20 protein-coding genes and 1 tRNA gene are annotated in these 26,557 nt (G+C 51.8%); 8 read left to right on the top strand and 13 right to left on the bottom strand.

Annotated features, from left to right (window positions below; genetic code table 11):
• Nucleotides 1-43: 43 nt before the first annotated feature.
• Entirely contained in the window at nt 44-2,587 is a 2,544-nt protein-coding gene (locus tag AC5JO6_RS05740; RefSeq protein WP_496080089.1) for an EAL domain-containing protein, read from the bottom strand.
• 986 nt (nt 2,588-3,573) lie between these two features.
• Between AC5JO6_RS05740 and AC5JO6_RS05745 the strand changes: the two genes are divergently transcribed.
• Nucleotides 3,574-4,113 carry a hypothetical protein gene (locus AC5JO6_RS05745; RefSeq protein ID WP_496080090.1) on the top strand — a complete coding sequence of 180 codons (540 nt, stop codon included), beginning with the start codon at nt 3,574-3,576 and terminating at the stop codon, nt 4,111-4,113.
• A 76-nt stretch (nt 4,114-4,189) separates the two neighbouring features.
• Here AC5JO6_RS05745 and AC5JO6_RS05750 read toward each other — a convergent pair whose 3' ends face one another.
• Both AC5JO6_RS05750 and AC5JO6_RS05755 read right to left on the bottom strand, forming a co-directional pair.
• Entirely contained in the window at nt 4,190-6,949 is a 2,760-nt protein-coding gene (locus AC5JO6_RS05750; protein ID WP_496080091.1) for an AAA family ATPase, read from the bottom strand.
• A gap of 582 nt (nt 6,950-7,531) precedes the next feature.
• A tRNA-Leu gene (locus AC5JO6_RS05755) sits at nt 7,532-7,613 on the bottom strand.
• A gap of 478 nt (nt 7,614-8,091) precedes the next feature.
• Between AC5JO6_RS05755 and ahcY the strand changes: the two genes are divergently transcribed.
• Nucleotides 8,092-9,378 carry an adenosylhomocysteinase gene (gene ahcY, locus AC5JO6_RS05760; RefSeq protein WP_496080092.1) on the top strand — a complete coding sequence of 429 codons (1,287 nt, stop codon included), beginning with the start codon at nt 8,092-8,094 and terminating at the stop codon, nt 9,376-9,378.
• Nucleotides 9,379-9,634: 256 nt separating this feature from the next.
• Here ahcY and AC5JO6_RS05765 read toward each other — a convergent pair whose 3' ends face one another.
• The 4 genes from AC5JO6_RS05765 to AC5JO6_RS05780 form a co-directional block, all read right to left on the bottom strand.
• On the bottom strand, nt 9,635-10,300 hold the full coding sequence (locus tag AC5JO6_RS05765) for an FHA domain-containing protein (RefSeq protein ID WP_496080093.1): 666 nt from the start codon (nt 10,298-10,300) through the stop codon (nt 9,635-9,637).
• Between the two features lie 190 nt (nt 10,301-10,490).
• Nucleotides 10,491-11,711 carry a murein transglycosylase A gene (gene mltA, locus AC5JO6_RS05770; protein WP_496080094.1) on the bottom strand — a complete coding sequence of 407 codons (1,221 nt, stop codon included), beginning with the start codon at nt 11,709-11,711 and terminating at the stop codon, nt 10,491-10,493.
• 22 nt (nt 11,712-11,733) lie between these two features.
• The gene (locus AC5JO6_RS05775) at nt 11,734-11,952 is read right to left on the bottom strand and encodes a hypothetical protein (protein ID WP_496080159.1); all 219 of its coding nucleotides are present in this window, start codon (nt 11,950-11,952) and stop codon (nt 11,734-11,736) included.
• 431 nt (nt 11,953-12,383) lie between these two features.
• Nucleotides 12,384-13,151, bottom strand: a complete 768-nt coding sequence (locus AC5JO6_RS05780) for a hypothetical protein (RefSeq protein ID WP_496080095.1) — start codon at nt 13,149-13,151, stop codon at nt 12,384-12,386.
• Between the two features lie 289 nt (nt 13,152-13,440).
• Between AC5JO6_RS05780 and AC5JO6_RS05785 the strand changes: the two genes are divergently transcribed.
• Nucleotides 13,441-14,415 carry an extracellular catalytic domain type 1 short-chain-length polyhydroxyalkanoate depolymerase gene (locus tag AC5JO6_RS05785; protein WP_496080096.1) on the top strand — a complete coding sequence of 325 codons (975 nt, stop codon included), beginning with the start codon at nt 13,441-13,443 and terminating at the stop codon, nt 14,413-14,415.
• A gap of 175 nt (nt 14,416-14,590) precedes the next feature.
• On the opposite strand, the gene AC5JO6_RS05790 is transcribed toward AC5JO6_RS05785, so the two are convergent.
• The 6 genes from AC5JO6_RS05790 to AC5JO6_RS05815 form a co-directional block, all read right to left on the bottom strand.
• The gene (locus tag AC5JO6_RS05790) at nt 14,591-15,373 is read right to left on the bottom strand and encodes an SDR family NAD(P)-dependent oxidoreductase (protein WP_496080097.1); all 783 of its coding nucleotides are present in this window, start codon (nt 15,371-15,373) and stop codon (nt 14,591-14,593) included.
• 86 nt (nt 15,374-15,459) lie between these two features.
• Nucleotides 15,460-15,909 (bottom strand): MarR family winged helix-turn-helix transcriptional regulator, encoded by a 450-nt coding sequence (locus AC5JO6_RS05795; RefSeq protein WP_496080098.1) that lies wholly within the window; start codon nt 15,907-15,909, stop codon nt 15,460-15,462.
• Nucleotides 15,910-16,062: 153 nt separating this feature from the next.
• Nucleotides 16,063-16,905, bottom strand: a complete 843-nt coding sequence (locus AC5JO6_RS05800) for a prephenate/arogenate dehydrogenase (RefSeq protein WP_496080099.1) — start codon at nt 16,903-16,905, stop codon at nt 16,063-16,065.
• 478 nt (nt 16,906-17,383) lie between these two features.
• Nucleotides 17,384-18,529 (bottom strand): CO2 hydration protein, encoded by a 1,146-nt coding sequence (locus AC5JO6_RS05805; RefSeq protein ID WP_496080100.1) that lies wholly within the window; start codon nt 18,527-18,529, stop codon nt 17,384-17,386.
• 47 nt (nt 18,530-18,576) lie between these two features.
• Nucleotides 18,577-20,091 (bottom strand): NADH-quinone oxidoreductase subunit M, encoded by a 1,515-nt coding sequence (locus AC5JO6_RS05810; RefSeq protein ID WP_496080101.1) that lies wholly within the window; start codon nt 20,089-20,091, stop codon nt 18,577-18,579.
• A gap of 16 nt (nt 20,092-20,107) precedes the next feature.
• On the bottom strand, nt 20,108-21,943 hold the full coding sequence (locus tag AC5JO6_RS05815) for an NAD(P)H-quinone oxidoreductase subunit F (RefSeq protein WP_496080102.1): 1,836 nt from the start codon (nt 21,941-21,943) through the stop codon (nt 20,108-20,110).
• Nucleotides 21,944-22,339: 396 nt separating this feature from the next.
• Between AC5JO6_RS05815 and AC5JO6_RS05820 the strand changes: the two genes are divergently transcribed.
• From AC5JO6_RS05820 to ccmM, 5 genes are all read left to right on the top strand, one after another.
• A complete protein-coding gene (locus AC5JO6_RS05820; protein ID WP_496080103.1) occupies nt 22,340-22,498 on the top strand; it encodes a hypothetical protein in 159 nt (52 codons plus the stop codon).
• A 220-nt stretch (nt 22,499-22,718) separates the two neighbouring features.
• Nucleotides 22,719-23,027 (top strand): carbon dioxide-concentrating mechanism protein CcmK, encoded by a 309-nt coding sequence (locus AC5JO6_RS05825; RefSeq protein ID WP_106256502.1) that lies wholly within the window; start codon nt 22,719-22,721, stop codon nt 23,025-23,027.
• 187 nt (nt 23,028-23,214) lie between these two features.
• Nucleotides 23,215-23,568: a carbon dioxide-concentrating mechanism protein CcmK gene (locus AC5JO6_RS05830; protein ID WP_106256501.1), complete on the top strand. Its 354-nt coding sequence runs from the start codon at nt 23,215-23,217 to the stop codon at nt 23,566-23,568.
• 6 nt (nt 23,569-23,574) lie between these two features.
• Nucleotides 23,575-23,877, top strand: a complete 303-nt coding sequence (ccmL, locus tag AC5JO6_RS05835) for a beta-carboxysome shell vertex protein CcmL (protein ID WP_496080104.1) — start codon at nt 23,575-23,577, stop codon at nt 23,875-23,877.
• A 264-nt stretch (nt 23,878-24,141) separates the two neighbouring features.
• On the top strand, nt 24,142-26,496 hold the full coding sequence (gene ccmM, locus AC5JO6_RS05840) for a beta-carboxysome scaffolding protein CcmM (protein WP_496080105.1): 2,355 nt from the start codon (nt 24,142-24,144) through the stop codon (nt 26,494-26,496).
• The last annotated feature ends 61 nt before the right edge of the window (nt 26,497-26,557 follow it).

Consider the following 26,557-nt stretch of genomic DNA (forward strand, 5'->3'; position numbering starts at 1 on the left):
CTTTAGCCTTTAGCCTTCATCCTTAGCTTTTCTCTCTTTCTCCTTACCACTGCGGATCAGTGTTCAGCAACGCTTCTGCTGCTTCTGCTACCAGGGGTTTGGAGAAGAAAAAGCCCTGACCATATTCGCATTTGAGTTCGCGTAGACTGGCGAGCTGTTCGGCGGTTTCTACGCCTTCTGCCACAATATCCATGCCTAAGTTGTGTCCCAGAATGATAATGGTCTGGACAATTTGGGCATCTTCGCTTTCATCACCCATGCGGCTGACAAAGGAGCGATCGACCTTAATCGTATTGGTTGGGAACCGATGCAGGTAGCTTAAGGATGAATAGCCTGTGCCAAAGTCATCAATGCTGAGTTGCAGATGGAGTGCTTTGAGGCGATGGAGGAGGGCGATCGTAGACTCCACATCCGTCATTGCCATGCTTTCGGTAATTTCTAGCTTCAGGCTGTGCCCGTCCAAGCCAGTCTCTTCCAATGCTTGCTCAATGCTTTCCACCAAATCTGGCTGTGAAAACTGCTTGCCTGAAAGGTTAACGCTTACTATTAGCGGTTGCTCTCTAGGGAACTTTTCTTGCCACAGTCGCAGTTGGCGGCACGCTTCGTGAGTAATCCACTGTCCCATTGGGATAATCAGATCGGTCTCTTCTGCCACTGGAATGAAATCGTTGGGAGGCACTAAACCCCTTTGAGGATGCTGCCAGCGCACCAATGCTTCAAAGCCAACGATTTTCCCTGTTTGCAGCGCAATGAGCGGTTGGTAGTGCAGCCGAAATTCCTGCCGTTCGATCGCGTGACGCAAATCGGTTTCAAGCTGGAGACGCGTCATCACCTGTACGCGCATGCCTGTGACAAACACCTCATGGCGTGCTTTACCCGATGCTTTTGCCCGATGCATAGCGGTGTGAGCATCGCGCAGAATATCTTCAGGTTCGTAGTCTGAGTTTGAGCGACCCAGCACAATGCCAATGCTGGCAGTACTAAACACCTCTTGCCCATTGAGCTTAATGGGTAGTGTCATCTGTCGCTGAAGCTGATCGGCTAGATAGGTGACTTCATCAGGATCTTGCACATTGTGTCGTAGAATAGCAAATTCGTCACCGCCCACTCGTGCCAGTTGATCGGTCGGATGCAGGCAGGTTTTGAGCCGATCGGTTGTAGCCACCAACAACTGATCACCCAGACGATGCCCAAAGCTGTCGTTGATCGCCTTGAAGCTATCCAAGCCCAGAAAGAGAACCGCGATCGTGGGTGCCTCCGATCGCTTTCTCCATGTACTAAACCGCTCATTGTGCTTGATGATCCACTCAAGCTGTTTCATAAACAGCGCGCGATTAGGAAGCCCCGTCAGCGCATCGTGAAAGGCATCGTGCAGCAGACGATAAACCACAACTCCAGCAGTAGCGGCGATGAGGGCGATCGCAGCGGGTACAACAGGTACCCAACCCGCCTGTAGCAAAATGCCAAAGCAGATGCAAAGGAGACCGCCTGCGGCGGCAGTAATCATGAACACCAGTGAGGCAGGGTGACGAAACCGCCATGCCAACACGCTGCCCAGCATCGCCCACAGCCATAGCCACAAAATTTCACCCGGTTCAGACCAATACCACAGCAAGGAGTTACCGTCCAGAACGTGACCGAGAATTTGGCTCGCCATCTGAGCATGAATCAAAACGCCGGGTGTTTTGGGGTCTTGCTGTCTGGCAGACAAATTGTAAGGCGTTAAAAATAAATCTTTGCCGCTGGGGGCAGTGGTGCCAATCAGCACTAGCTTGTCTTTCACCCACTCTGGCTGTAGCTCCCCTTGCAGCACCTGTGTGAGCGTCACTTGTCGTGCGACGTTGTTGGAAGAGCGGTAGTTGAGCAGCACCTGGTAGCCTCGATCGTCGAGCGCTTGATAGCTGCCAGCATGGGGATTGAGTGCTGGAAAAACCGCTTTACCAATTTGCAGAGCGTTTTGGTTCGCGCGAAACGGTCGCTTTTGGTCAGCCAGGTATTGCAGACTTAAGCGGAGCGCAAACGAATAGTATTGATCGCTCTCCGTGGTGGCAAACAGGAGATTTCGGCGCACAACCGCATCAGGGTCAACCACAAAATCGCTGAAACCAACGCGATCGCTGGCAATTCCGGGTGGTGGCGGCACACTGCCATTATCAGCATCACCCAGCAGCATTACAGTGGTCACATTGCTAGACTGCAATTGCTTGAGCAAGGTTTCATGTCCCGGTTGCTGCGGCACGTCACGATAAAGGTCTAGCCCGATGACTTTTGGTTTGTACTGGTTGAGCTTTGCCAGCAGTTGAGCAACGACTTGGTCGGAAATGGGCCAGCGGTTTTGCGATCGAATATCGTCCTCGGTAATAGCGACGACCAGCAAGCGAGAATCAACGCCAGCATCGGGGCGCAGCCGCACCATCTGGTCAAATGCCAGTAGCTCTAGTGATTGGAGACCACCTGCTTGACGAACGCCGAGCACTAAGCCAGTAGCCAGGACGCTAGAGAGTAAGGCAGGATGCTTGAGAGCCAGTGTCAGCCAACGGCGACCGTTTCTGACCATCCGTTGAGGATTAACGCGGAAATCCGTCATGTAGGCTACAAGAACTGGGTTGGGGCAGGAAGAGACGGTAGAGCAACGTAACGAAACTGACCACTGCCTAAGATGTCTTCTTGAGCATCCTTGCTATGAGACTAACAGGAGGACTTTCAGGGCTGGAGGCTTGCCTGATTGCAGTGGCGATCGTCCTGAGAGCAGCAATGACGCTTAGAAGCTGGGCAAATCAACTAGCTCCGTGGAGACGCGAAGCGTCTCTTAGATGTCAAGGGCTTGACGCAGCTAAAAAAGCGAAGTCTACCTGTACGGATTAACAGACAGTCGAGGCTTTGAGAATCTGCGCTGGCAGAGCCAGTCCTTTGGACTCAAGCAGCTTATAGCCCCTTGGGCATGGCTACGCTAGTGTCTCTGTAGCTGCAACATTCAGTCGCCAGGAGAAGAAGTCATGCCTTACAGACATTCGCTTCACCGCTAGCTGTGGCTTCATCCTAATCTATCTGAATGGTACCCACCTCAGACAAAGACTGCACAGTCAATTGCTGTCATTAAATGTAACTATAGAAGCCCGTCATCAATGATTTGATAGTTATACAGAGGTAAACGGCAGGTGCAGCCGTCTCTATCGTTCCCGTATCCCCTCTACTTGTTGAGCGATCGACCATCAGACTCTAGGCAGAACGCTTATGACTGATGATCAGCAACCGCACCCCTACCCATCAAGTTGCTGCAAGTAGACTATTCTGGGTTGTCTTGCAGCTCGCTTAAGCCTGCAACGCTCTAAACCTACCAAGCTTCAATCTGTCCACCTAAATCTGCCAAAAGTAGCGCTGACTCACCTAACTGGGTGAGTCACAGGGATGATGCTGAGTCTTTGAGTTCAGCGTAATCTGTTCATATCCTCCGGAATCGATGCAACGGCATTTGTATCTATTCTCGTTATTGCTTCTGGCGCTTACAGCCGCAGGAGTGCAAGGCAAAAAAGCCTTTTTAGTTCATCGTTTCAAATCCACAGGAGAAATACGATGCGAAACTTAATTTTCAACGCTATCTCACCGTGGTTCTCTCAGGTCGAACGCTCCCGCAGTCTCTTGGCAGGTCTCTCCTTGACCGTCGGTTTGCTTGGTGCAGGCTTGCTGCCTGCGATCGCCACTAGCGCCCAGTCAGCGCCCAGGGCACAAGCCACCAAGCAAGTATTGCCTGATGGTGTCTATTTGTATGGGCAATCTACGCAGCCCGATCAGGTGGGGCAGGGATATTTCGTGTTTGAAGCGAAGCAAGGCAATGTCGTTGGCGCACTCTACATGCCGCGATCGTCCTTTGATTGCACCTCTGGTAAGTTTCAAAATGAGCAATTGGCGCTGACGGTGGTCAATAGCTACGATCGCACTGCTAATCCGTTTGAAATCGCGCTAGAACGCACCTCCAATGTTGCGGCTGAGGGTAACCCAGCCTTTCAAAATATCGGACTACAAGGCTTTCAGCGTTTGAGTAAAGTGAGTGAAAACGACTACCGCATTCTGAACGTCTGCAAGGCGGATTTTCAGAAGCAAGCGAAAAAGTAACTGGGGCGATGCAACCCATTACAGCCATTGATAGAGGCGTTTCACCAAAGCGTCTCTTTTTTTGTGTAGTCGATGTCTACGTTTCGCGTTCGACCAGAATGATGTTTTCAGTCACTTTCTCAAACGTATCATCGTGACTGATGACGAAAAGTTGACGGAACGTTTTGATATTGGCGATCGCTTCTGCCAGATGATCTCGTCGCGGTTTGTCCATATTGGTTGTTGGCTCGTCAAAGAACGCCACATCAATATCTGCCAGCACTTTGAGCAATGCCAGCCGTACCGCTAACGCGGCACACATTTGCTCCCCACCAGAAAGATTGATAAAACGACGGGTGTGTGCGCCTTCCTGCACCATAATTTCGTACTCTCGTGTCCATTCCAGCCCCACATTCGGACGGTTCAGCAATTCGCGGAAGAGCCGATCTGCCTCGCGGGAAATGTTTTGGACATAGCGCTCGGTGATGCGCGGTCCAGCCTTTTTGTAAGCATCACGAGCAAACTTGACAAAGCGCTGTGTTTTCCGTTTTTGCTCCAGTGCGACTTGAGCCTGCGATCGCTTTGTCTGAACCGTTTCCAAACGAGTCAACTGCTGGTTTAATGCATCCAGGTATTTCAACTTATCAGGCAGGCTAGCATTCAGCCCAATGCCACGTTCTTTCATTTGCTGATACGACAGTTGCACAGTTTGAAAATGGGCTGCGTCAAAGGTTTCACCCAGGCGATCGCGCGCTTCACTGACAGTTTTTGCGTCTTGCTCTAGCGTGTGGAGTTGCGCGATCGCGTCTTGCAATTGTTGATGTCGCTCTTTGCGGCTATTTGCCAGTTTTTGATGCTCTAGATACTCCTGATGCGCCTCCCGGTGCTGTTCGCGTAACGACTGCTGTGTCTGCAACGCCTCTGATAGCTCGGCAAACGCAAGCAACTGTTGATCGAGTGCGGCGATCGCCTGCTGATCGGTTGCCAGTGATGCCTGCAATGCCTGCAATGCAGCTCGAACGGTTGGCTCTTGCTGAAGTTCCTGCTGCTGCAAGCGACTGCGACCGCGAGGATCACCCAGGGCAGCGAGATCCTGAAGTAATCGCGTCTGCTGTTTTTGCAAAAATGGTTCGGCGGTTAGTTGGGTGTGCAGCTCTTTTAAACTGGCTTGGAGCGCGATCGCCTCTTCGTGACGCTCATCGCGATCGCTCAACAGTCGTTCCAAACTAGAGCATTCAAGCTGATGCTGGCGGGCGATTTTCAAATCTGCTTGCAGTTGCTGAAGTTGGTGTTCTAACCGGGCTTCTGACGTTTGCTCTGCTAGATCCTTGAGCATGTCTTGAAGCGCAGCCATTAACTGCTGTTGCCAATGAACGCCTTTTTGCAGGGTTGTTAGCGCCAACTCTAACGGCTCTGCCCAGAGCGGCACGGTTTGCTGCAAGTCTTTCAACGTCGCTTCGGCTGCCGCGACCTGTGTGAGATGGCGATCGCCCGTTGCCTCTGACTGTTCTAACAATTGCCGCAAGTCCGCTTCAAACTGAGCCGCCACTGCGACCCGGCTAAGCTGCTGCTGGTAGCGCTGCTGCTGCTGCTCCAGCAGCGGTATCTGCTGCACCAATGGTTCCAGCGATCGAACGCGGATGATATCCTGCTCGATTTGAGCGCTACGGGTTTGCACCTGGGCAAGTCGTTTTTCCTGTTCTTTTGCAGTGTGCTGCCAGTTCACACAGTTCTGAAGCTGCTGATTGAGAGCCTGTAGAGATTGGTCAAACTGCTGCTGCTGCTCGATTAACGGCTTCAGGTGCTCAATATCTGTTTTTGCCTGCTGGAGGCGATCGAGTTGATGGTTGAGCGTTGCCAGTTTGGTTTGGCGATCGCGCAACTGTTCCTGACTGTACTGGCGCGTTTGCTGGAGTTCTCGTTCCGATCGCTGCTGCTGTTCCAATTCTTTCAGCGTTTTTTCTGCGAGTCCAAAGGTCTGAAACGCCTCCCGCCTCGCCGTGCAGATTGTCACTGCCTGTTCGGCTTCTTGCAAGTCAACACGCAACCGTTCGACCAATGCTGTTTGCGATTGGCTGCGGACTGTCAACGTTTCTAACTGACTGTCAAGCTGTTGCATCTGCGTTGCCTGAGCGTTGAGTTGTTCCTGCTCATGCTGCAAGTGTGCCAGTGCCGTTTGTGTCTGCTCTAGCTCTGTTTGGACGCGCTCAATTTCCTCGCTCTGCTCCTGACGTTTTTGCAATAACGGTGTCAGTTCTGTTAAATCGTTGTCGTAGTGAGCAATTTCCTGCTCCAGGCTTTCTACCTGATTCTTCGCGTACTTTTCCAGGTCGCCCAATTTTTTCCAGCTTTGCTGATATTCTTCAACCTTGAGAATTTTGTCGAAAATCGGCTTGCGTTTCTCCTTCGTCAGCAGAAAATCGACGGTGAAGGTACCCTGTGGTACGCCGATCGTGCTGGAAAATAACTGACTCAGATCAGTCCCAGGTGCTACACCCAAATGCTCTCGCAGCCAGGGCATGACCTCTTCTTTGATGCGACTGTAGGGCAGGCGCTCGTCAAGCTGAGGATCGTAAAGGGTATAGCTTTTGCTGGTGCAACGCTGGACTTCGTAGGTACGTCCGTCGCGGCTGGAGATAAACGCAACCCGTACTTGAGCGCTGGCAGCACCGTTGCGGATCAAATCCTCTTTGTTGTAATCGCCAGCGTAGTCAAACAGTGTCCACGCGATCGCTTCCAAAAGGCTCGTCTTCCCCGCACCATTTTCGCCACAAATAGCGTTGGTTCCCGGTTGAAAGGTGAAATGGCGATCGCTATGCGACTTGAAGTTCTTGAGGCTAACCGAGAGAATTTCCATAGTGAAGGCGTTCAGTTAGCAGGAAGATTTTTAGAGACGATCGTGCCACATTTCTTCTATAGCCACAGCCATGTCTGTTAGGACGGGGTGCAGGGGTAAAACCCCTGACTGGGGGCAAAACCCCCACACCCCTTTTGATCCCAACATCCTAAGCGTCTTGGCGACAGCTATAAGCACAGCCTCTCTGAAGGAGAATCGCGCTCGAACAATTGTACTAACTATCCTGTAAAAGGAAAAGCAAGTTGCCCGTTCAGAAGCTGATCGTTGTCGTTTCACACTTCCAGGGTTTGCGCGATCGTCAGGGCAAGTTCGGGAGATGTTTTGGCAAACGCGATCGCTTCTCAACGACGTGTACTGATACTTCCCCGATTTATGTAGCAAGAAAACACGGACTGCTGTCTCTTTGCAATTGCCCAAGTTATTGCGGTTTGCCAAGCCTATGTCATTCACACGCTAGAACTCAGGCAGATCTAACCGCTCGTACTCGTCTAGTTGATCGATGTATGGCAGTCCTAAATCCTTCATGAATTGAAGTCATAGTTACAGTCGCGTTACGGACGACTACCGTGAGTGACAACACGATGCGGATGAAAGGACTTGAACCTTCACTTCTTACGAAACTAGAACCTAAATCTAGCGCGTCTACCAATTCCGCCACATCCGCTTATCTGGCTTAACTACTATAGCAAAGCTGTGTCGCACAATCGCTAATCACCTTCAGTATCAGAGCGATCGATGGTTGTCACTCACACTGCGATCGCTCAAGTAACCTTCCCTTAACCTTAGCCCGTGACAATTTTGGAGATGAATAGCCATAAAACTACTACAGGAGTACTGCATTTATGCTAAACGCCGCAGACACCGTGAAGGTGCTTCAAAGACAGACAGAGCCAGAATCGTTTGCTGACAGGACATCTAAGATCGCGTTATGCCCACCGCCACGCTGCGCCTCTGCTTACAAATTTGATGAATTCCAAATCATCGCTTAAGGTTGTAGTGTCCCTCTCTAATGGGATGCAGCGATGCTTGAGGCTCTGCAATCGCAGCGATCGCTTGCCCTATTGCATGAGCGATCATCCTGGTTGGAATGTTAGTCTTCGAGTAATCTCATCTGCTTTATTCAGTTTCAAGGAAATTCATCTATGACTGCTACTCCCGTTCGTCCGACAGAACAAAAATACGAAGTTAAAGACCTGTCCCTCGCGCCTCTGGGACGGCAGCGGATTGAATGGGCAGGGCGAGAGATGCCAGTGTTGCGGCAAATTCAGGAGCGCTTTGCAAAGGAAACGCCCCTCAAAGGAATTCGTCTGGTCGCATGCTGCCACATCACAACTGAAACGGCACATCTGGCGATCGCCCTCAAAAATGGCGGCGCGGATGCGGTCTTGATTGCCAGTAACCCGCTTTCCACTCAAGATGACGTAGCAGCGAGTCTGGTGGCAGATTATGGTATTCCTGTGTTTGCCCAACGCGGCGAAGATAGTGAAACCTACCTCCGTCATGTGCAAATTGCTCTCGATCATCGACCCAACATTATTGTGGATGATGGCTGCGATGTCGTAGCAACAATGGTGCAAGAGCGCCAGCAGCAGCTCTCTGAACTGATCGGCACCACTGAAGAAACGACCACCGGGATTGTCCGACTACGCGCCATGTTCAAAGCGGGTGTGCTGACCTTTCCAGCCGTGAATGTGAACGATGCTGACACCAAGCATTTCTTTGACAACCGTTACGGCACTGGGCAATCCACCTTAGATGGCATCATTCGAGCCACGAATATCTTGCTGGCAGGCAAGACGATCGTCGTCGCTGGCTATGGCTGGTGCGGTAAAGGGACAGCCCTACGAGCACGCGGCATGGGTGGCAACGTCATTGTCACTGAAATTGATCCAGTACGGGCGATCGAAGCCGTCATGGATGGTTTCCGCGTGGTGCCGATGGCAGAAGCGGCAAAATATGGCGATATCTTCATCACCGTCACAGGCAACAAGCATGTCATTCGCGGTGAACACTTCGAGTCCATGAAAGACGGCGCGATCGTCTGCAATTCGGGTCACTTCGACATCGAAATTGACCTCAAGGCGTTAGGCGCACAGGCAACGGAAGTCAAAGATGTGCGTAACTTTACCCAAGAGTATCGTCTGAAAAACGGTAAGTCGGTAGTCGTTTTGGGCGAAGGTCGCCTGATCAACCTGGCAGCCGCTGAAGGACATCCCAGCGCGGTCATGGATATGAGCTTTGCGAACCAGGCACTTGCCTGTGAGTATCTCGTCACCAACAAAGGCAAGCTAGAACCCGGCATCCACTCGATCCCAGTCGAAGCCGATAAAGAAATCGCTCGTCTCAAGCTTCAGGCAATGGGCATCGCGATCGACTCCCTCACCCCAGAGCAAATCGAGTACGGCAACTCCTGGACATCAGGCACCTGATTGTATTGAGACGCTGCACAAAGCGATTTGTAGGTCTCATCGAAGCGAATGTTAGTGTTCTGCTCTAGCGCTGTCTAGGGCAGGATTTATTTTTAGGGGGAGTGAGGAGCCGAGGAGCCAAGAGGGTTAGGAGGAAGAATTTTGAGTTGCTAGAGCCTTTTGCGTCAGATCTGACCGCTGACCGCTAATCGCTGACCGCTAATCGCTGACCGCTGACCGCTGACCGCTGACCGCTAATCGGCTGACCGCTCAACAGCTATTTCCGCGTCTTAAACAACACCTCTGGGTCTTCCAGTTCGGCGTAGTCGATGAACGATGCCGAGCGAGGTTCCGTCGTGTTGAAGCGGGCGAGTACTTCAGGATGAATTGGCTCGAGGGCACGCGATCGATGGCTCACGTAGAAGGTAAAGTTGATGCTGCCGACCCGGATACGATCGCCATCCTTCAGTACACGTCGCTGCTGGATCCGTTCGCCATTAACAAACGAGCCGTTCATGCTGTTCAGGTCAATCAACTGAAAGCCCACGTTTTGCATGTACAAAATCACCGCATGTCGGCGAGACATCGCACGGTCTTTCAGGGGGATCGCGGCTTCTCGATTACGCCCGATCGTCCAGACCATCTGAGGTTGAGCCAGGGTTTGCGATTCATCAGGCAAGTTAGTAATGAGAAATGCCTGTGTTCCCCGCACGACTCCCTGGATGTATTTTGGAGGCTCAGAGGGCGCTTCAGGAGTAACGGCTTCTGGTTTGCCTGCTGGCAGATCCATCATCAACGTGGCAGCTTTGGCAAACGACGCATCATCTCCGTCCGCAAAGGGATCAAACGCGTCTAACTGAACCTCTGGAGACGGATGATCGATCGAGGTTTGCGGTGCGATCGGTGGTCGTTGACTTTCAGGTGAGCTAAGTTTTGGGTTCATTCGCGCTTTCTAACCAAGGTGTGTGACGACTTTTGGGTGTAGACTAGAATGCCCTGGAAGCCACCAGACGCTAACGGAACCTTGCTGTGCAGTGGACAGAAGCTGAACTGGCACGAGTAAGTTGACCGTCTGTAGAAGCTTTAGCTGTAACGTCCCGACAAAAGAAAACAATCGCTTTGATGTCCGTCGTTCACTTGAGCAGCAAGTAATAGAGAGTTCCAGGAGCATTAATGAGTCCCGCTCGATCGCCTGCCAGTTTACCCGTGCCCATGAACAGATCGACGCGTCCTGCGCCTTTGATCGCACCGCCCGTATCTTGATCCAGCACATAGCGGTTAACTAAACGCTTTTCCAGTTGCCCCGTCGCCATAGGGTAGGGAATCTGCGTTTGTATCAACGCCAGCGCACCGGGTGGAAAGAGCGTTTTATCGGTAGCGATCGACCGTTCTGCCGTTACTGGTACGCCTAAGCTGCCTGTCGCTGCGGCACCGTTTGTTGGCTTAAAAAAGACAAAGCGATTGTTGCGGGGAAGGTAGACATTGCGATCGGCAGGATTGTCATTGAGGTATTGAATCAGCAAAGGTAGAGTAAGGTCTTCCAGCTTAAACTTACCCGCCTTCACCAGTTCTCGACCGATCCCCGTGTAGGGATAGTCTGTCGTGCCAGCAGTACCAACCGTCATCACGCTGCCATCGGTCAGTTGGAGTCGTGCTGAGCCTTGCACCTGAATAAGAAACGCTTCCAGACGATCGCGCAGCCACACGATTTCCAAGCCCTTCAGCCACTGATTCTGAAACTGCAAACCGTCAGCGCCTTCTAACTGGAGTCGCGTAGGGTGTGGTTTCGACCAGCTTGCAAGCTCAGGCGGCAACCGAAAAAGGGGATAGCGAAACGCTGCGGTAGGACGACGACTGGCAGCATAAACAGGTTCAAAGTAGCCAGTGAACGCCACGGTGCCCTGACCATCTTTGCCTGTAGCCTGATAAAAAACAAACTCACGTTCGATCGCGTCCTGCAAGGTTTTGGCAGAAGCCGTTGTGAGCAGCAATTGTCGAAAGCGCCTCAAACTGCGATCGACCCGCTTACGAGTAATGCCCGCAGCGAGCGGTTGACGGTACGCAGCGATCGCTCGTTCTGTTTGCAGATAGCGCAAGCTTTGATCGATTGCCAGCAGCAGCGATCGGCGGTCTGCGGGTGTGTGGAAGTCACCTGAAAGCTGGCTGGCTGCTGACTGACCGAGAGGAGCCTCTGGTAGTCTCAATAGAGGGCTAGTAGACCTGATCGGTGTTGAAATTGGAGGCTTGAAAGGGCGATCGGCGGCTTGCGATCGTGCTGGCAACATCGCAGCCGCCATAACGATACCGATGCAAAGCATCAGCCAATGGCTAGTCGCTACTGTCCGTCTGATCATGCCTTCATCTTGATGCCTTTATTTAGAACCGTTCCATGCTAGAGCTGAAAACTGGTTCCACGCGAATGCCCAGTACTCGTGAGGGGCGCACCACCATATACTCGCCCTGGACATTCTTAATCGGCACCGTAATGAAATCGTCAGAGCTTGCTTTGGGCACCAGTTCACTGCTGTACCACTTCTGAAATTCTTGAATCGTGGCAAACCGCACTTCTTCGCGGTGCCCACCGTCAATCAAGATGTGAACCGCATATTCGGTGGGTGTGCGAGCATATTTGCTTCGTCGATCGCCTGAAGCAGCGCCCTGATTCGGTGTACCCGCAGCACCTGCTACGGCATCACCCGGTCGTGGTTGGTTAAAGTTACCTGTCATAAGTCCGTTCCCTTAAGCGTGTGAGAACCTTTCCAATTATCGATGCAGTGAGGCTAATTACACTAACATTGCCCAGAAATAGCGATTAGCTATCAGCAAGTAGGGAAGCAAGGGGGCTGGGGAAGCAAGGGGGGCTGGGGAAGCAAGGGGAGCAGAATTAATTCAAAACTCAAATTTCTTCTCCTTAGTCTCCCCTGCTCCCTCCGCCTCCCCTGCTCCCTCTGCCTCCCCTGCTTCCTCCGCCTCCCCTGCTCCCTCCGCCTCCCCTGCTCCCTCCGCCTCCCCTGCTCCTCACCAACTCACGGCAATAAATTAAACCGCTGGAGCTGGGTTTGCACCAGTGCGGGCAGGCTTTTGTGGAGTTGAGGTTTGTCTTTGAAGACGAGGCGATGTTGGCTGGGGAGATCGAACGGGAACTGTCCGGGCAGGTCGGAGCGTTCCATTTGAGTGAGGATGATTTGTTCGGCGCGTTTGCACTGCAAGGCATAACCCACTTCAACGCACACTTTTGGGCTAGGGATGAGCTGTGGAGGAGAGGTGTCAATTTGGGCGATCGACGTACCATCGGCAATAAACAGCAGGCTTTGACGAATTGATCGCATCATCTTGCTGCTCAAGCGTGTAGGACCATCCGTGAGGCGATGCGATTCGACCAGCGTGAGGGGCAAGCGCGATCGTGGGTTGAGTTTCTCGACTAAGGTCTGTAGCTCTTCGCGCAGTAAATCGCTGGACTCAGGATATTCGGTCTGGTAGCAGAGGAAGATGGTTGGCTCTAAATGCGTCAGGGCATCTTGCTTGGTGAAGTAGATCTCATGGCTTTGCAGATCAATGTTGGCGATCGCATAGCCACCGCTCCCTTCGATGTAAAACTCGACGGCTTCACCCTCCAGATAGCGCTGAAACCAAACAGCTTGTTTGACTTCCGCACTGTCTTCCAAAAAGTCTGCCCGCAACCCCGACTTCAGCAGACTATTTTTGCTTAGACGCAGATCGTGAGGACGTTTTTCTAATTCTTTAATCGGCTCATATTCCTGGAGGTACCAGGCTTTGAGGGCGATAATAGCCATTCTGCGCTCTGCCTCATGGGTTTAAACCAACCGTGCCACTAGAGCCTCTACGTTCTGAGTGACCGTCCGTTGGCACATTGTATCTAGAGATGAACGGCTTGCATACCCTTTTCGAGGCGGCTGCGTGTCCTACGCTTGAGCCTGATAAGAATCACCCCAGAGACAGACTTCCTTTCTGTAAATTCTTGTTACGCTCTTTCGCTAGAACAGAATAGGAACAACGTAAGGCTATAAATCGCGTCTATGCTGCCTGACAACAGTCAGACCCTCATGCTTAATGGAGCTTGCGATGAATTTACTTATGGGTTGGCAGTACCTTATCCGGTTTCCATGGTCGGGCACGCTGGCAATGCTGGCGCTGACGACCGGATTAACCGCCTGTCAGTTAGCACAACGCGATCGTGATGCGCCCTCACAGTTAGATTCTGCTGCTTCAGCAGCTCAACCACTGAAGCTAGGTGAGACATCGGGCGAGCTGGTCTTTGAAGGGCAACAGCGAACGTATCGAGTGTACACGCCGAAAACATACCGACCCGATCGCCCTCTACCGCTGGTGCTGGCATTTCACGGTTATGGATCGCAGGGCAAAGATTTAGCGACTGGCTCTGGTTTGAATGAAGTAGCGGAGCAAAAGGGGTTTGTGGCGGTTTATCCTGACGGGATCGATCGCCGCTGGAATCCGCTCAACAAGATGCTGACGGGCGTGGATGATGTTGGCTTTGTCCCTGCTTTGATCGCTCACATGAAGCGCAATCGGGCGATCGACCCAGCTCGTGTGTATGCGGCTGGAGTCTCAAATGGTGGCTTTCTGGTGCAACGGCTGGCGTGCGAAACATCGTCTCCGATCGCGGCTTTTGCCTCTGTGGTTGCGACGTTGCCAAGCCAATTAAAAGGCTCCTGCAATCCCCAAGCGCCTGTACCTATGCTGATGATCAATGGCACAGACGATCAAAAGGTGCCTTGGCAGGGCGGGGACTTGGGCTACGGCTCGATTCTGTCGGTACCAGGTACGATCGACTTCTGGCAGCGTTACAACAACTGTCCATCCTCTGTACCAGTCAAACGCGCAGTGGGCGATCGAGTTGAAATTGCCCGCTATCCAAACTGTCAGGGCGGCTCAGAAGTCGAGCTGGTGACGCTTAAGGGGATTGGGCACGTGTGGCCCAGAGGCGGCTCAGGGTCATCATCCTTGCTGAATGGCAGCGAGGAAATTTGGAGCTTTTTTCAGAGGCATCGTTTGGGGCAGGAGAGGAGAGAGGGGTGAGGAGAGAGGGGTATTCTTGCAAGCTTAAGGGGTAGAGCGACTACCTTCAGAGTTGAACCCTTGAGTATCAACGATAAACGTTGCCGTTCACCCGCCACAGACAGCTTTTCGGACTCAACAAAGAGACTCGAATAGACGGCTGCAAGGGGCTTGTTATACTGCCTTTGTCGATAACTCATTTAAAAGCACGTTGACTTACAGTTCCAACTAGAGCTGCCATAGCAGCACGAGGCAGTAAACGCGGCAAAATGTTCGACTCAAAGGAGTTTTTGAAACCGGGAATGACATAATGCCGATTGTGTTCCAACGCTGACAGTCCAACGCGAACAACTTTCTGTGGTGAATGCTTTCCAGCTACAACATCACGCCCCATTGCGTTAAAAAACTCTGTGTTTGTTGCACCTGGGCACAAAGCTAACACCTTTATTCCTCGCTTTCGGTACTCAGTCCACAATGCTTCGCTGAATGAAAGGACAAATGCTTTGGTTGCTGCGTACACGGCTTGACGGGGCAACGGGTAGAAACTTGTTGTTGAACCAATATTGATAATGCTGCCTTCACCCTTTGCCAACATTCCTGGAATGAATGCATGAGTTAAATCGACGACAGAAACCACATTCAGCATGACTTGCTGATGGTCTTTATCAGGCAAGATCGACTCAAACGCTCCGTGGGTACTGAAGCCAGCATTATTAATGAGCACATCAACACTCAATTGTCTCGATCGCGTCTCTCTGTAAACCCGTAAGCCTTCTCCTTCACGGCTGAGATCGGCTGTAATGACTTGGACACTGATACTATAACTATCCTGAAGTTGGGTTGCTAAAGCCTGTAGCTTGTCTTCTGAGCGTGCTACAAGAACAAGGTTCATTTTTCGTTTTGCTAATTCATGAGCAAACGATTCTCCAATGCCGCTGGACGCGCCAGTAATCAGAGCAGTTTTTCCAACATAGTGCATGGTTTTTCTCCTGTGTAGATTTGAAGACTATAAAGTTCACACCTTGAAAGATTCATTTTCTGAACTTAACAGTTAAAAAATAATGGTTACAAGTTCTTCAGTAGGTCAGCTTTCTGGTGATTGAGATGCACTGCTACTTTTCGCATCATCCGCAGCATCTCCTGTTGCTCTGGCTCATCTAAACCATTGAGAATTGCTCGACTGACCTTCCTATAATTCTCGATTTCCATTGCATAGATGTTCTCTCCTTCGGGTGTGAGACAAATTCTGACAATTCGCCTGTCTTCGTCAGAGCGATCGCGGCACAGACACGTTCTTCTGACTAACCTGTCCACAATTCCAGTCGTGTTGGTGATACTGAGTTTCGCTCTTTCAGCAATCTCCCGCATCATGAGCGGCTGGAACTGCCCTACTACGTTGATGACACGGCATTCCTGCTTATTCAGGTTGACCGCTTCACCTGAACTCTCCTGCGCCACCTCAAAAAGGTCGGCAAGGATGGCAATGTATTTCGTTAACTCGTCTGCTTTGTCCACACTACTTCAAAACCTAGAAAGTTCAAAAAATGAATAATTCGATTATAGGTATAGGAGTTTTTGTTGTCAACCTCGCACTGCAACTTCTTGGAGCATAACCTCTGGACATAAAATTCAACGCTTTAACCCTGCCTCACCTCACCCCCTTACTCCTTACCCCTCCAAAAACTCCGATCGCGCCTGCTGAGTCTCTATCAGTGAGGTTTCTAGAGACTGCCAGTCAGCTTGTTCGATCTGGGTGATGATCTGGTTGAGATGGTTGCGGTAGGCATGGAGCGATCGGGTGAGTGCGGCTTGGTTGTACCGTGCCATCATGACTCCGAGTTCGGGGTTACCACCGCCCACACGACTCGTATCCCGAAAGCCAGAACTGGCGAGTGCGTACGCTAAGCCCAAAACGGCTGGATCAGCTTCCCCAATGCAGGCGGCGATGAGGCTGGCGCTGGTCATCACAGGTAGATGAGAAATCCAGGCAACAGCGCGATCGTGGTCGTTTGGGGTGCAGTGGTAGAGGCGAGTTTGCAACGGTCGTACCAGGTCTTCGATGAGTTGTATTGCCCGCGCTGGGGTAGCGTCAGTCGGTGTTAAAACATAGGCAGCATTGATGAATAAATCCTGCTGTGCCGCTTCAATGCCACTTTCAGCCGTGCCTGCCATTGGGTGCCCACCGACAAAATTAGACCACAGCGGCGCGATCGTCTCCACCACCCAGCCCTTTACCGACCCAACATCCGTGAGTACAGTATCAGTTGCTAAGTAAGGCACTAGCTCAACGACAGTTGCCTCCATCGCCGCCAGAGGCGTACAGAGAAAAATGGCATCGACGGTTTGCATCAAGGCAAGGCTAACGCTGGCATCATCAACGGCTCCTCGCGCGATCGCCCGCTGACACGTTTGCGCCTGACGACTCACGCCCAAAACCGTATGACCGAGCGATCGCAACCCCAGCCCTAGCGAACCGCCAATTAAGCCCAACCCGATAATGCCAATCTTCATGCTGTTCTACCTTGTTCAGCCATCAGCCAACCGTATGCCAGAATTTCCTCGCTCAGCCTTAGGAGCGTGAATTTAACGACCTGAACGTTGCGTAGGATACCGTATAACCATGCCAGCATCCCAGAAAAGCGTAGCGTCACGCATCAACTTTCAGGCTTTGACGCGTTATGACTCACGCCTTTAGCGAAGCCATGCCGTAGCTTGCTTCTCGAAGAGTAGGCTATACGCATCCTTGCATTTTAGAGATGGACGGGAGTGACTCTGAACGCATCCTCAAGCTCAAAGCTTGCTTTGTAGATCAAAGAGCCTCCTTGCCCCTAGTTTAGGTTGCCCTTGCCACCTACCTGCACAGGCAGGGACACAAGGTCAGCATCGTCAACCCCGGCTGGGTCATACCATTTCACTAAACTGTGGCTACGCAGGCAAGCTTCGGCTGACGACTGACCGCGACAAAAGATCGCGTTATCCTCTAGAGCTTCTACGCGATCGCCTGCACGTCTGCCAACCGTGAATGCTGAAGGCGATCCATCCAGCCTTCTAAATAGACCTGGTTTTGGCGCTGCTGCTCTGGATCGTCTGTATCTAACGGATGCGGCGCTAAACCCAAAATGGTTGCTGTTGTAACGCAGAACATCGATTTCTGAAACGTTTCGCAGATTCTCACCCGCAAGTCGTCTTCGCCGCGCTGCCCACGACGATAGATGTCGTGCAAGTAGTCGGGTAGATAGTGCCGCATATCTTGCATCAGCAACGTGGGCGGAATGCCAGCACCACCGATCGGCAATGGGTCAGCATACAACGCACCGTAGTTAAAGCGGCTCTGGTCGGGCGAAATTTGGTGCGACTGTGCGTTGTACGAAACCGTGCCCGAAAACGGCGTACCGCGAAAGAAAACCGCTTCCACGTAAGGCACTGCCGTATCAGCGAGAAACGTCAAGCCTGCTGCTGCGGGAATGATTTCATGCTTTTGGTCGTGCAATGTCACTGTGTAAGTAATCGGGTTACTCGCGGCAGCAACCAGCCCTGCCTTAATATGAGCAACGATCTGTGGAATGGATTGAATCTCGCCTTGATCGTAGCGATCGGACAGCGTTAGAAACATTGCACTCATCACGTTCCAAAATTGACCAAGCCCACTGTAGTAGGCAAGTTGCCGCACGTGCTCTGGCAGAAACTCAGGAAACAAGCGGTTCAAACCCAGCAGCACCGGATTGTGCTTTATACGTGCCTGAATAGCAGGTTGCGATTGCGCTCTAAACTCCGGCGTATCCAGGTAGGCATCCAAACCGCCGCCACCGTGCCAAAACATTGCCTTCATGCAATATTCGGCGTATTCAAAATTGATGCGATCGTGTCGCCAATGACGCAGGAGCTTTGCCAGCGAAACATCGCCATTGAAATATTTGAAAAACGGAAAAAACACCAGAAATTGATGCTCGGAAATGTAGAGCAGGTTGCGGTAATAGGCATCCAGCACAATGCCATAGCTTTTGAGAATACCAACGACCTCCATCACATTTTGGTGTGTATCCGGCAGCAGCGCACCGCCCGCCTTCAGGCGATCGATATACGGCGCTAACGGATGTGATGAAGCGGGGGGAAGTGCTTTGAGAGTGTCGGTCATACTGTGCAAAAAGGACGAAATTGGGGGATTGGCTCGCGGACAAGCGCCTACTCCATTGTCTCTGCTTTGAGCGTCGCTTTTGTCACTATTGCTGCCTGAGCGATCGCCCGTCCGTTGACTAAAGCAGTCATTGTGGTTTCGCTGTAGTGAATCAACCAGTTCGGCTGTAAACCGAACACGACAATCAGAACGGCTAAAAGGATTGCTGGTGCACGATCGCTCCAATACACAGGCGGCAGATCTTTCGCGGATTCTGACAAGCGCCCAAAGAAAACACGGTTGACGAGCAGCAAAAAGTAGACGGCTGTTAACCCCGTGCCGACCATACACAGCAGCGTTTGCGCCGGGAAGATGGGAAAACTGCCCCGAAATACCAAAAATTCTGAGATGAAGCCCACCAAGCCAGGAATACCAGAGCTTGCCATGACTCCCATAATCATCAGGCTGCCAACGAGCGGCAGACCACGCTCCGGATTCAACAACCCTCGCAGCATCGTTAAATCGCGGGTACCTGTTTTTTGATACACCACGCCTACCAGCAAAAAGAGCATCGCTGCAATAAGCCCATGACTCACCATTTGACAGACGGCTGCGAGAAGACTCAGGGGCGTTGCGGCGGCAGCAGCTAAAAGGACATAGCCCATATGCCCGATCGAGCTATACGCCACCATTTTTTTCATATCTGTTTGAGCGATCGCCATAAACGCGCCGTACAGCACACTCACCGCTGCCCATGTTGCCAGCCAGGGAGCCAGAACTGCCCAAGCCTCAGGAAACAACCCCAGCCCAAACCGGAGAAGTCCATAGGTGCCCAGTTTGAGCAATACGCCTGCTAAGAGGACTGAAATAGGCGTTGACGCTTCGACGTGGGCATCGGGTAGCCAGGTATGAAACGGTACCAGCGGGATCTTAATGCCAAACCCGATGAGCAGTGCCCCTAGCAAAACAAACTGCTGTCCTAACGGCAAAACCTGTGTGAGCAGAGGCTCATAAGCAAAACTGGATGCGCCTGTCAGTAAGGTGAAGCCTAGAAACGCCGCCAGAATCAAAATGCCTGAAATGGCAGTGTAGATCAGAAACTTTGTAGCGGCATAGCCCCGGTTCGCGCCGCCCCAAATGGCAATCAGCAGATAGAGCGGAATCAGCTCGATCTCGTAGAACAGAAAAAACAGCAGCAAATTCTGCGCTAGAAAAGCGGCTGTCACACTTGCATTCAGCAATAACAGCAGGATGAAATAGAGACGAGGGCGACTGACCAATGGTGTGCCGCTGGCGATCGCAATCGCAGTCAGCAACCCATTGAGTGCGACCAACGGCAGCGACAGCCCATCCATACCCAGGTCATACGTCAAACCTAGCGGCTCAATCCACGCAAGATGCTCGCTAAACTGCATTGCCGTCTGCCCTGCATCAAACTGAGTGCCCAGCACGATCGTCCACACAAAGGCGCTACCAATGGCAATCAAAGCGATCAACCGCGCTCGTGTCGGTATTAACGGTTCTCGTCCAAAGCCAATGAGCACCGCACCCAAAAGCGGTATCCAGATCAAAGCACTGAGCATCGTACCAACTCCAGAATCACCATGCGAACCAGATCAAAACCCCACCCAGGAGGCTTACTGCCACCAAAATTGTGAGCATATATGCCTGCGATTGCCCAGTGATGCTGTACTTCAGGCTTTCGCCGCTGAAGATCGACGCAATGCCCATAAAGTTGACTAGCCCATCCACAATATAGCGATCGCACCAATTGCTAAAGCGTGCCATCAGCACCACGCCATTCACCACACTCACTTCGTACAGCCGCTCAATATAAAAGTCATAGGACAGCAGATCTTGTAGCACCCGCCAGGGCAACTGCACCGATCGCGACCACGCTTTGTGCAGATAGAGCGTGGCTCCGACACTGCACCCGGCAATGCCCGACAGCACTAACAACAGCGCCGCCGTGTGGTTAAAATACGCCCAATCAGGTAGGACGGACAACCGCTGCATCATCAACGGCGTGAGTAACGTCACGATCGTTAACGAGACCATCGGTACTGCCATCGCCCAGCCAACCTCAGGTGCGCGACGCGTTTTCGGCTGTGGAGCACCCAAAAAGACCAGGCGAAAGACTCGCGTCAGGTTCAAGGCAGTCAAAGCATTCACCAGAAGCACAACACCGACCAGCAACGGGTCAGCCGTCCAGAAGTCGTCCAATCCTAACCGCAGCGCCCAAAAACCACCCAGCGGTAAAATACCGATCAAACCAGCAGACGCAACGATGAATGCAGTCGTGGTGACTGGCATTCGTGACCAAAGACCGCCCATCTCCGTTAAATCCTGGTTTTGCGTGGTTGTGATGATTGAACCAACGCTCATAAACATCAGCGCTTTTGAAACCGCGTGAGCAAACAGTAGCATGAGCGCAAAGCCCGTCCATTGGGTGCCCACTGCCACAAACACCAAGCCCAGGTACGCGCTGGTGGAATGAGACAATGCCCGTTTAATGTCGATTTGCGCGATCGCCACCAACGAGGCACCGATCGCCGTCACCGAACCAATAACCACCAGCGCGGTCAATGCTACAGGTGAAAGATTTAAGATCGGTTGCAGTTTGATCAGCACATAGGCACCGCAAGCGACCACAACGGAATTTCGCAGAATGGAAGCCGGATTAGGACCTTCCATCGCCTCATCCAGCCACAGATGCAGTGGGAACTGAGCACACTTGCCCGTCGGTCCAGCAATCAACGCAAACCCCAGCAGCGTCGCGGTTGTGGGAGACAGCGTTGCCGTCTCTGCCCATTCGTAGAGTTCAGGAAAACTCAAGCTCCCACTCAACGTTGACAGCGCCACAACGCCCATCAGCAGCAAAATATCGCCAACTCGCTTCGTCAAAAAGGCATCCCGTGCGGCTGTTACGACCAGCGGTTGCGCGTACCAAAAGCCAACCAGCAAGTAGGTGGAAAGGGTCAGCATTTCTAGTAGGCAATAGGTCAGCAGCAGCGAATTGCTGATAGCCAGTCCGCTCATGGCTCCTTCAAAGAACCCCATCAAAGCAAAAAACCGTGCCAGCGCCCAGTCTTTCTCCATGTAGCCCAACGCAAACAACTGCGCCAGCAAGCTCAAAGCTGTCACCACCTCCATCGCACCCACGCTAACGGCTGAGATATCGAGGACAAATGTCAAATCCAGGTCTACGGTGTGCAGCCAGTGAAAGACCAATGCTTGCGGTGGCTGATTCCAGGTCGATCGAAAAAGAACGGTGCCATGTACAAACGCCACCACCGTCATCAATAAATTGAAGTAAGCGGCAGGGCGAGGACCTGTACGGCGAACGATGCCGATCGACCAGGGCAGCGTCAGGATTGCGCCTATCAAACCGTAGCAAGGTATCCACCAACTGCTTTGGAGGAGAAATTGAGTCATCTACAATACCGTGATACTAAAACCTCAGCAATCGTTCGACATTACCAAGCAATTTTTCTAGTTTCTAAAAACTCGCATTAAACACTAGGAACTCACATTAAATAATCTCAATAAAACCAAAGAGATTTATAAACTTCAGTTAATTATCAATGCGTTAGGTTAACTAGCGTCTCTTTAGCTTAAGCCTGTTGCCCTCAAAAAGCAAAACTTCAAACAACAAAATTGCTCATGGTCTCATTAATTTCTACTTATTAATTCCTACTTATAGTTATAGGTTAACCAGGGCTACTATAGGTGTATAGATAAAAATCTATAGATAGTATTATTTCAGTCTATGTACACAAGCGTGGTATTCTTTTGTTTCGTGTCGTTTCCAGAAGCTGCTTCTCATAATCAATGCAAGCCCTAGCAGAGTGTCATTTCCGGCAACGTGCAGATGATCAGAAGCAACTGCCGCGATCGCGTGACAAACCGCTGGGGAGCCAAAAAGCGGCTTTAGCAAGAAAAAACGTGACGAAGCTGGATGGCAAGCTCGTTAGAAATCAGCTTTCCTAATAGCTAAAATCCGAAAATATTATTTACAGTTATATTGCCAAACGTCAAACAATCGTTCTATTCTTAGATTAAGGCACTCAAAGCTTCAAAAAAGCTTAAATAATGGCAGTTTTCGTCATCAATTTAAAGAGTACGCTTTACGAAAACCATGACTACCAAATGTTTGCATATTTATTGCTAAATGTTTGCACGGTGACTTTTGACTCTGTAGGAGAGGGGTATGCCAATTGCGGTCGGAATGATTGAAACGAAGGGCTTTCCTGCGGTTGTGGAAGCTGCGGATGCGATGGTGAAAGCTGCCCGCGTGACCCTGGTAGGCTATGAAAAAATCGGTAGTGCACGTGTCACAGTAATTGTGCGTGGTGATGTTTCTGAAGTACAGGCATCGATCGCGGCAGGCGTTGCGTCAGCAGAACGAGTGAATGGTGGTGAGGTCTTATCCACTCACATCATTGCTCGCCCTCACGAAAACTTGGAGTACGTTCTGCCGATTCGCTACACCGAAGCGATCGAGCAATTCCGGGTGTAGTTAGGAGCAGGATGTTTCATCCTCAAGTTGCTACAGACGGACATTTGTCTCTCGTTTGAAACTGCACGCTGTGGTCTGTTCCCGCTGTTCAATCGACTCGGCGGAGCAAATCCTGACGCTGTCTCAAACAGTTGTTTAATGTCCGAACACTGACCTTTTCAGCTATTTAATTTAGGGAGTACGACTCATGGCAATTGCTGTTGGAATGATCGAAACGCTTGGCTTTCCTGCTGTTGTAGAAGCTGCTGACGCGATGGTGAAAGCTGCTCGTGTAACGCTGGTCGGTTACGAAAAGATTGGTAGCGGTCGCGTTACGGTGATCGTGCGCGGTGACGTTTCGGAAGTGCAAGCTTCAGTAGCGGCGGGCGTTGACAATGTGAAGCGAGTCAGCGGCGGACAGGTGCTCTCCACTCACATCATTGCGCGTCCTCACGAGAACCTGGAGTACGTTCTGCCCATCCGCTACACCGATGAAGTGGAGCAGTTCCGGGATAGCGTCAGCGGCAGAGCGATTCATGCCGGTCCTTACACCAGACCATAAAGCAGCATGCAGATCGCAAAAGTCCGCGGCACGGTTGTCAGCACTCAGAAAGAGCCCAGCTTGAGCGGCGTGAAGTTCCTCCTCTTACAGTTTATGGATGAGGAGGGCGTTCCACTACCGCGCTATGAAGTGGCTGCCGATCAGGTGGGTGCTGGGCTGGATGAGTGGGTATTGGTGAGTTGCGGCAGTGCTGCTCGCCAGGTGGCGGGCAGTGAACATCGCCCAATTGATGCCGTAGTGGTGGGGATTATCGACACGGTCAGCGTTGACGATCGCCGCCTTTACAGCAAGAGGGATGATTACCGCTAGTGCTCAAGCCTGAGGCTCTGGACTGCAACTCTACCAGGTTAGCTGGCAACGCTGGATAAGGCTTACCTTGAGGAATTTTCGACTGAGCAAGATTCAGTTGCTGTGGTGAATCTCTCTTCACTTGCAGCAGGCGAGAACAGGTTGCACAGACGCAAGCTCTTGTTCGTAGTCCAGCGTTCTTAGCTTGAGTTTGCATGGCTCTCTACGCAAGATAGCGTTGTTCATAGCTGAGCTTTGGCTGAGTTTTTCACAGGAGAATTTTTTATGGTAGCTCGTAGCTCTGCAGCTCCCCCGACCCCTTGGTCAAAAAGTCTGACCACACCAAGAATTGATAAAACCGCTTACGTACACTCGTTTTCCAATATCATTGGGGATGTTCGCATTGGTGCAAATGTACTCATTGCACCTGGCACATCAATCCGTGCCGATGAAGGTAGTCCCTTTTACATTGGTAAAGGCACGAATGTACAAGACGGCGTAGTGGTTCATGGTCTGGAGCGTGGGCGTGTCATTGGTGATGACAACAATTCCTACTCTGTTTGGATTGGAGATAACGCCTCCATCACCCATATGGCGTTAATTCACGGTCCTGCCTATGTGGGCAATGACTGCTTCATCGGCTTCCGCTCCACTGTTTTTAATGCGCGGGTTGGTCAAGGCAGTATTGTGATGATGCATGCTCTGATTCAAGACGTTGAGATTCCACCTGGAAAATATGTGGCATCCGGGTCGATAATTACCAGTCAGCAGCAAGCTGATCGCCTGCCTGAGGTGCAAGCAGACGATATTAAGTTTGCAACCCATGTATTAGGTATTAATGATGCGCTGCGATCGGGTTATCACTGCGCTGATAACGTTAGCTGTATAGCCTCTGTGAGGGATCAAATGACACGGGCGTATGAATCAAGTGAATCGATAAATTCAACGGGCGCACATCTAAGTGCAGACGTTGTGCAGCAGGTGCGGCAGTTGCTCGCTCAAAACCTGCGAATTGGCACTGAACACGCAGATGCACGGCGGTTTCAATCGGCATCATGGACAAGCTGTGAGCCGATTCAGGCAACACGAGAGTCAGAGGTTTTGGCTGCGTTAGAGGCATGTTTGGACGAGCATAGTCAGGAATACGTCCGCTTGATTGGCATTGATCCGACAGCGAAGCGGCGAGTTGTAGAAACGATTATCCAGCGACCGAATACACGGACGGGTGATCAAACACGGTCGGCGCCCGCAAATTATACAAAGAATGCGGATCGTGCGACTGCTACAGGTCCCTCCAGTCCTTTGCACGGTAACAATGTGAGCCACAGTGCGATCGCACAGGTACGGCAATGGCTCACTCAGGGTTACCAAATTGGGGCAGAACATGCAGACAAGCGCCGTTTCCAAACCAGTTCCTGGCAAAGCTGTGGTGCGATCGAGTCTAAGCGCGAAGCTGATGTGATTGCAGCGGTTGAACGCTGTACGTCAGAGCATAGCAGCGATTATGTGCGCTTAGTGGGCATTGACCCTCAAGCCAAACGCCGGGTTGGTGAGCTGATCATTCAACGACCCGGCGCTCCCTTCACGGCTTCCGCTCAGCCAGCGACTAGCAGCAGTGTGGCAGGGTATGGTGCTACTGGTAATGGTTACAGTTCTGCGTCTGCTGGTGCGAGTCTCAGTCAGGAGGCGATCGCGCAGGTACGGCAATTGCTTGCCCAGGGGCACCAGATTGGAGTCGAACATGCGGACAAGCGCCGTTTCCAAACCAGTTCCTGGCAAAGCTGTGGAGCGATCGAGTCTAAGCGCGAAGCCGATGTGATTGCAGCACTCGAACGCTGTATCGCTGACCACCAGGGCGAGTATGTACGCCTGATTGGGGTTGATTCGCAGGCAAAACGGCGTATCGCAGAGCTGATTATTCAGCGACCCGGCACTGCCACGACTGCACCTGGGCAACCGTCCGGTGCGGCGAGATCGGGTAGCACTGGCGGTCAGGTTGGCTCTGTGGCAACGACCAATGGTCTTGGTTCGGAGGCGATCGCGCAAGTACGGCAATTGCTTGCCCAGGGGCACCAGATTGGAGTCGAACATGCGGACAAGCGCCGTTTCCAAACCAGTTCCTGGCAAAGCTGTGGAGCGATCGAGTCTAAGCGCGAAGCCGATGTGATTGCAGCACTCGAACGCTGTATCGCTGACCACCAGGGCGAGTATGTACGCCTGATTGGGGTTGATTCGCAGGCAAAACGGCGTATCGTAGAGCTGATTATTCAGCGACCCGGCGCAACTCCTGTCAGTCATGCCAGCGCGGAGAGTGGTACCAATTCCAGGTCTACCAATCCTGGCAGCAGTCACAGTTATGCATCCGCTGCTACGAGTTTGAGCCAAGAGGCGGTAGAGCAAGTGCGAAAGGCACTGGCTCAGGGCTATCAGCTCAGCATTGAGTATGCTGACGAACGTCGCTTCAAAACTAGTTCCTGGCAGACTGGTAGTGTCATTCAAGCGAAACGCGAAGCCGAGGTGCTGGCAGCTTTAGAAACTGCTGTTGCAGAACCTAGTCGAGCCTACGTGCGTTTGGTTGGTACTGACCCCCATGCTAAGCGACGAGTGCTCGAAGCGACGATCAAGCGACCTGCTAAGTGATCGCCTTGTTGGCTGAATCGCCCTGAGGCTTTTTGGTCAGGGTGAAATGGGTGGATCAGCA

The organism is Tildeniella sp., assembly GCF_059505325.1.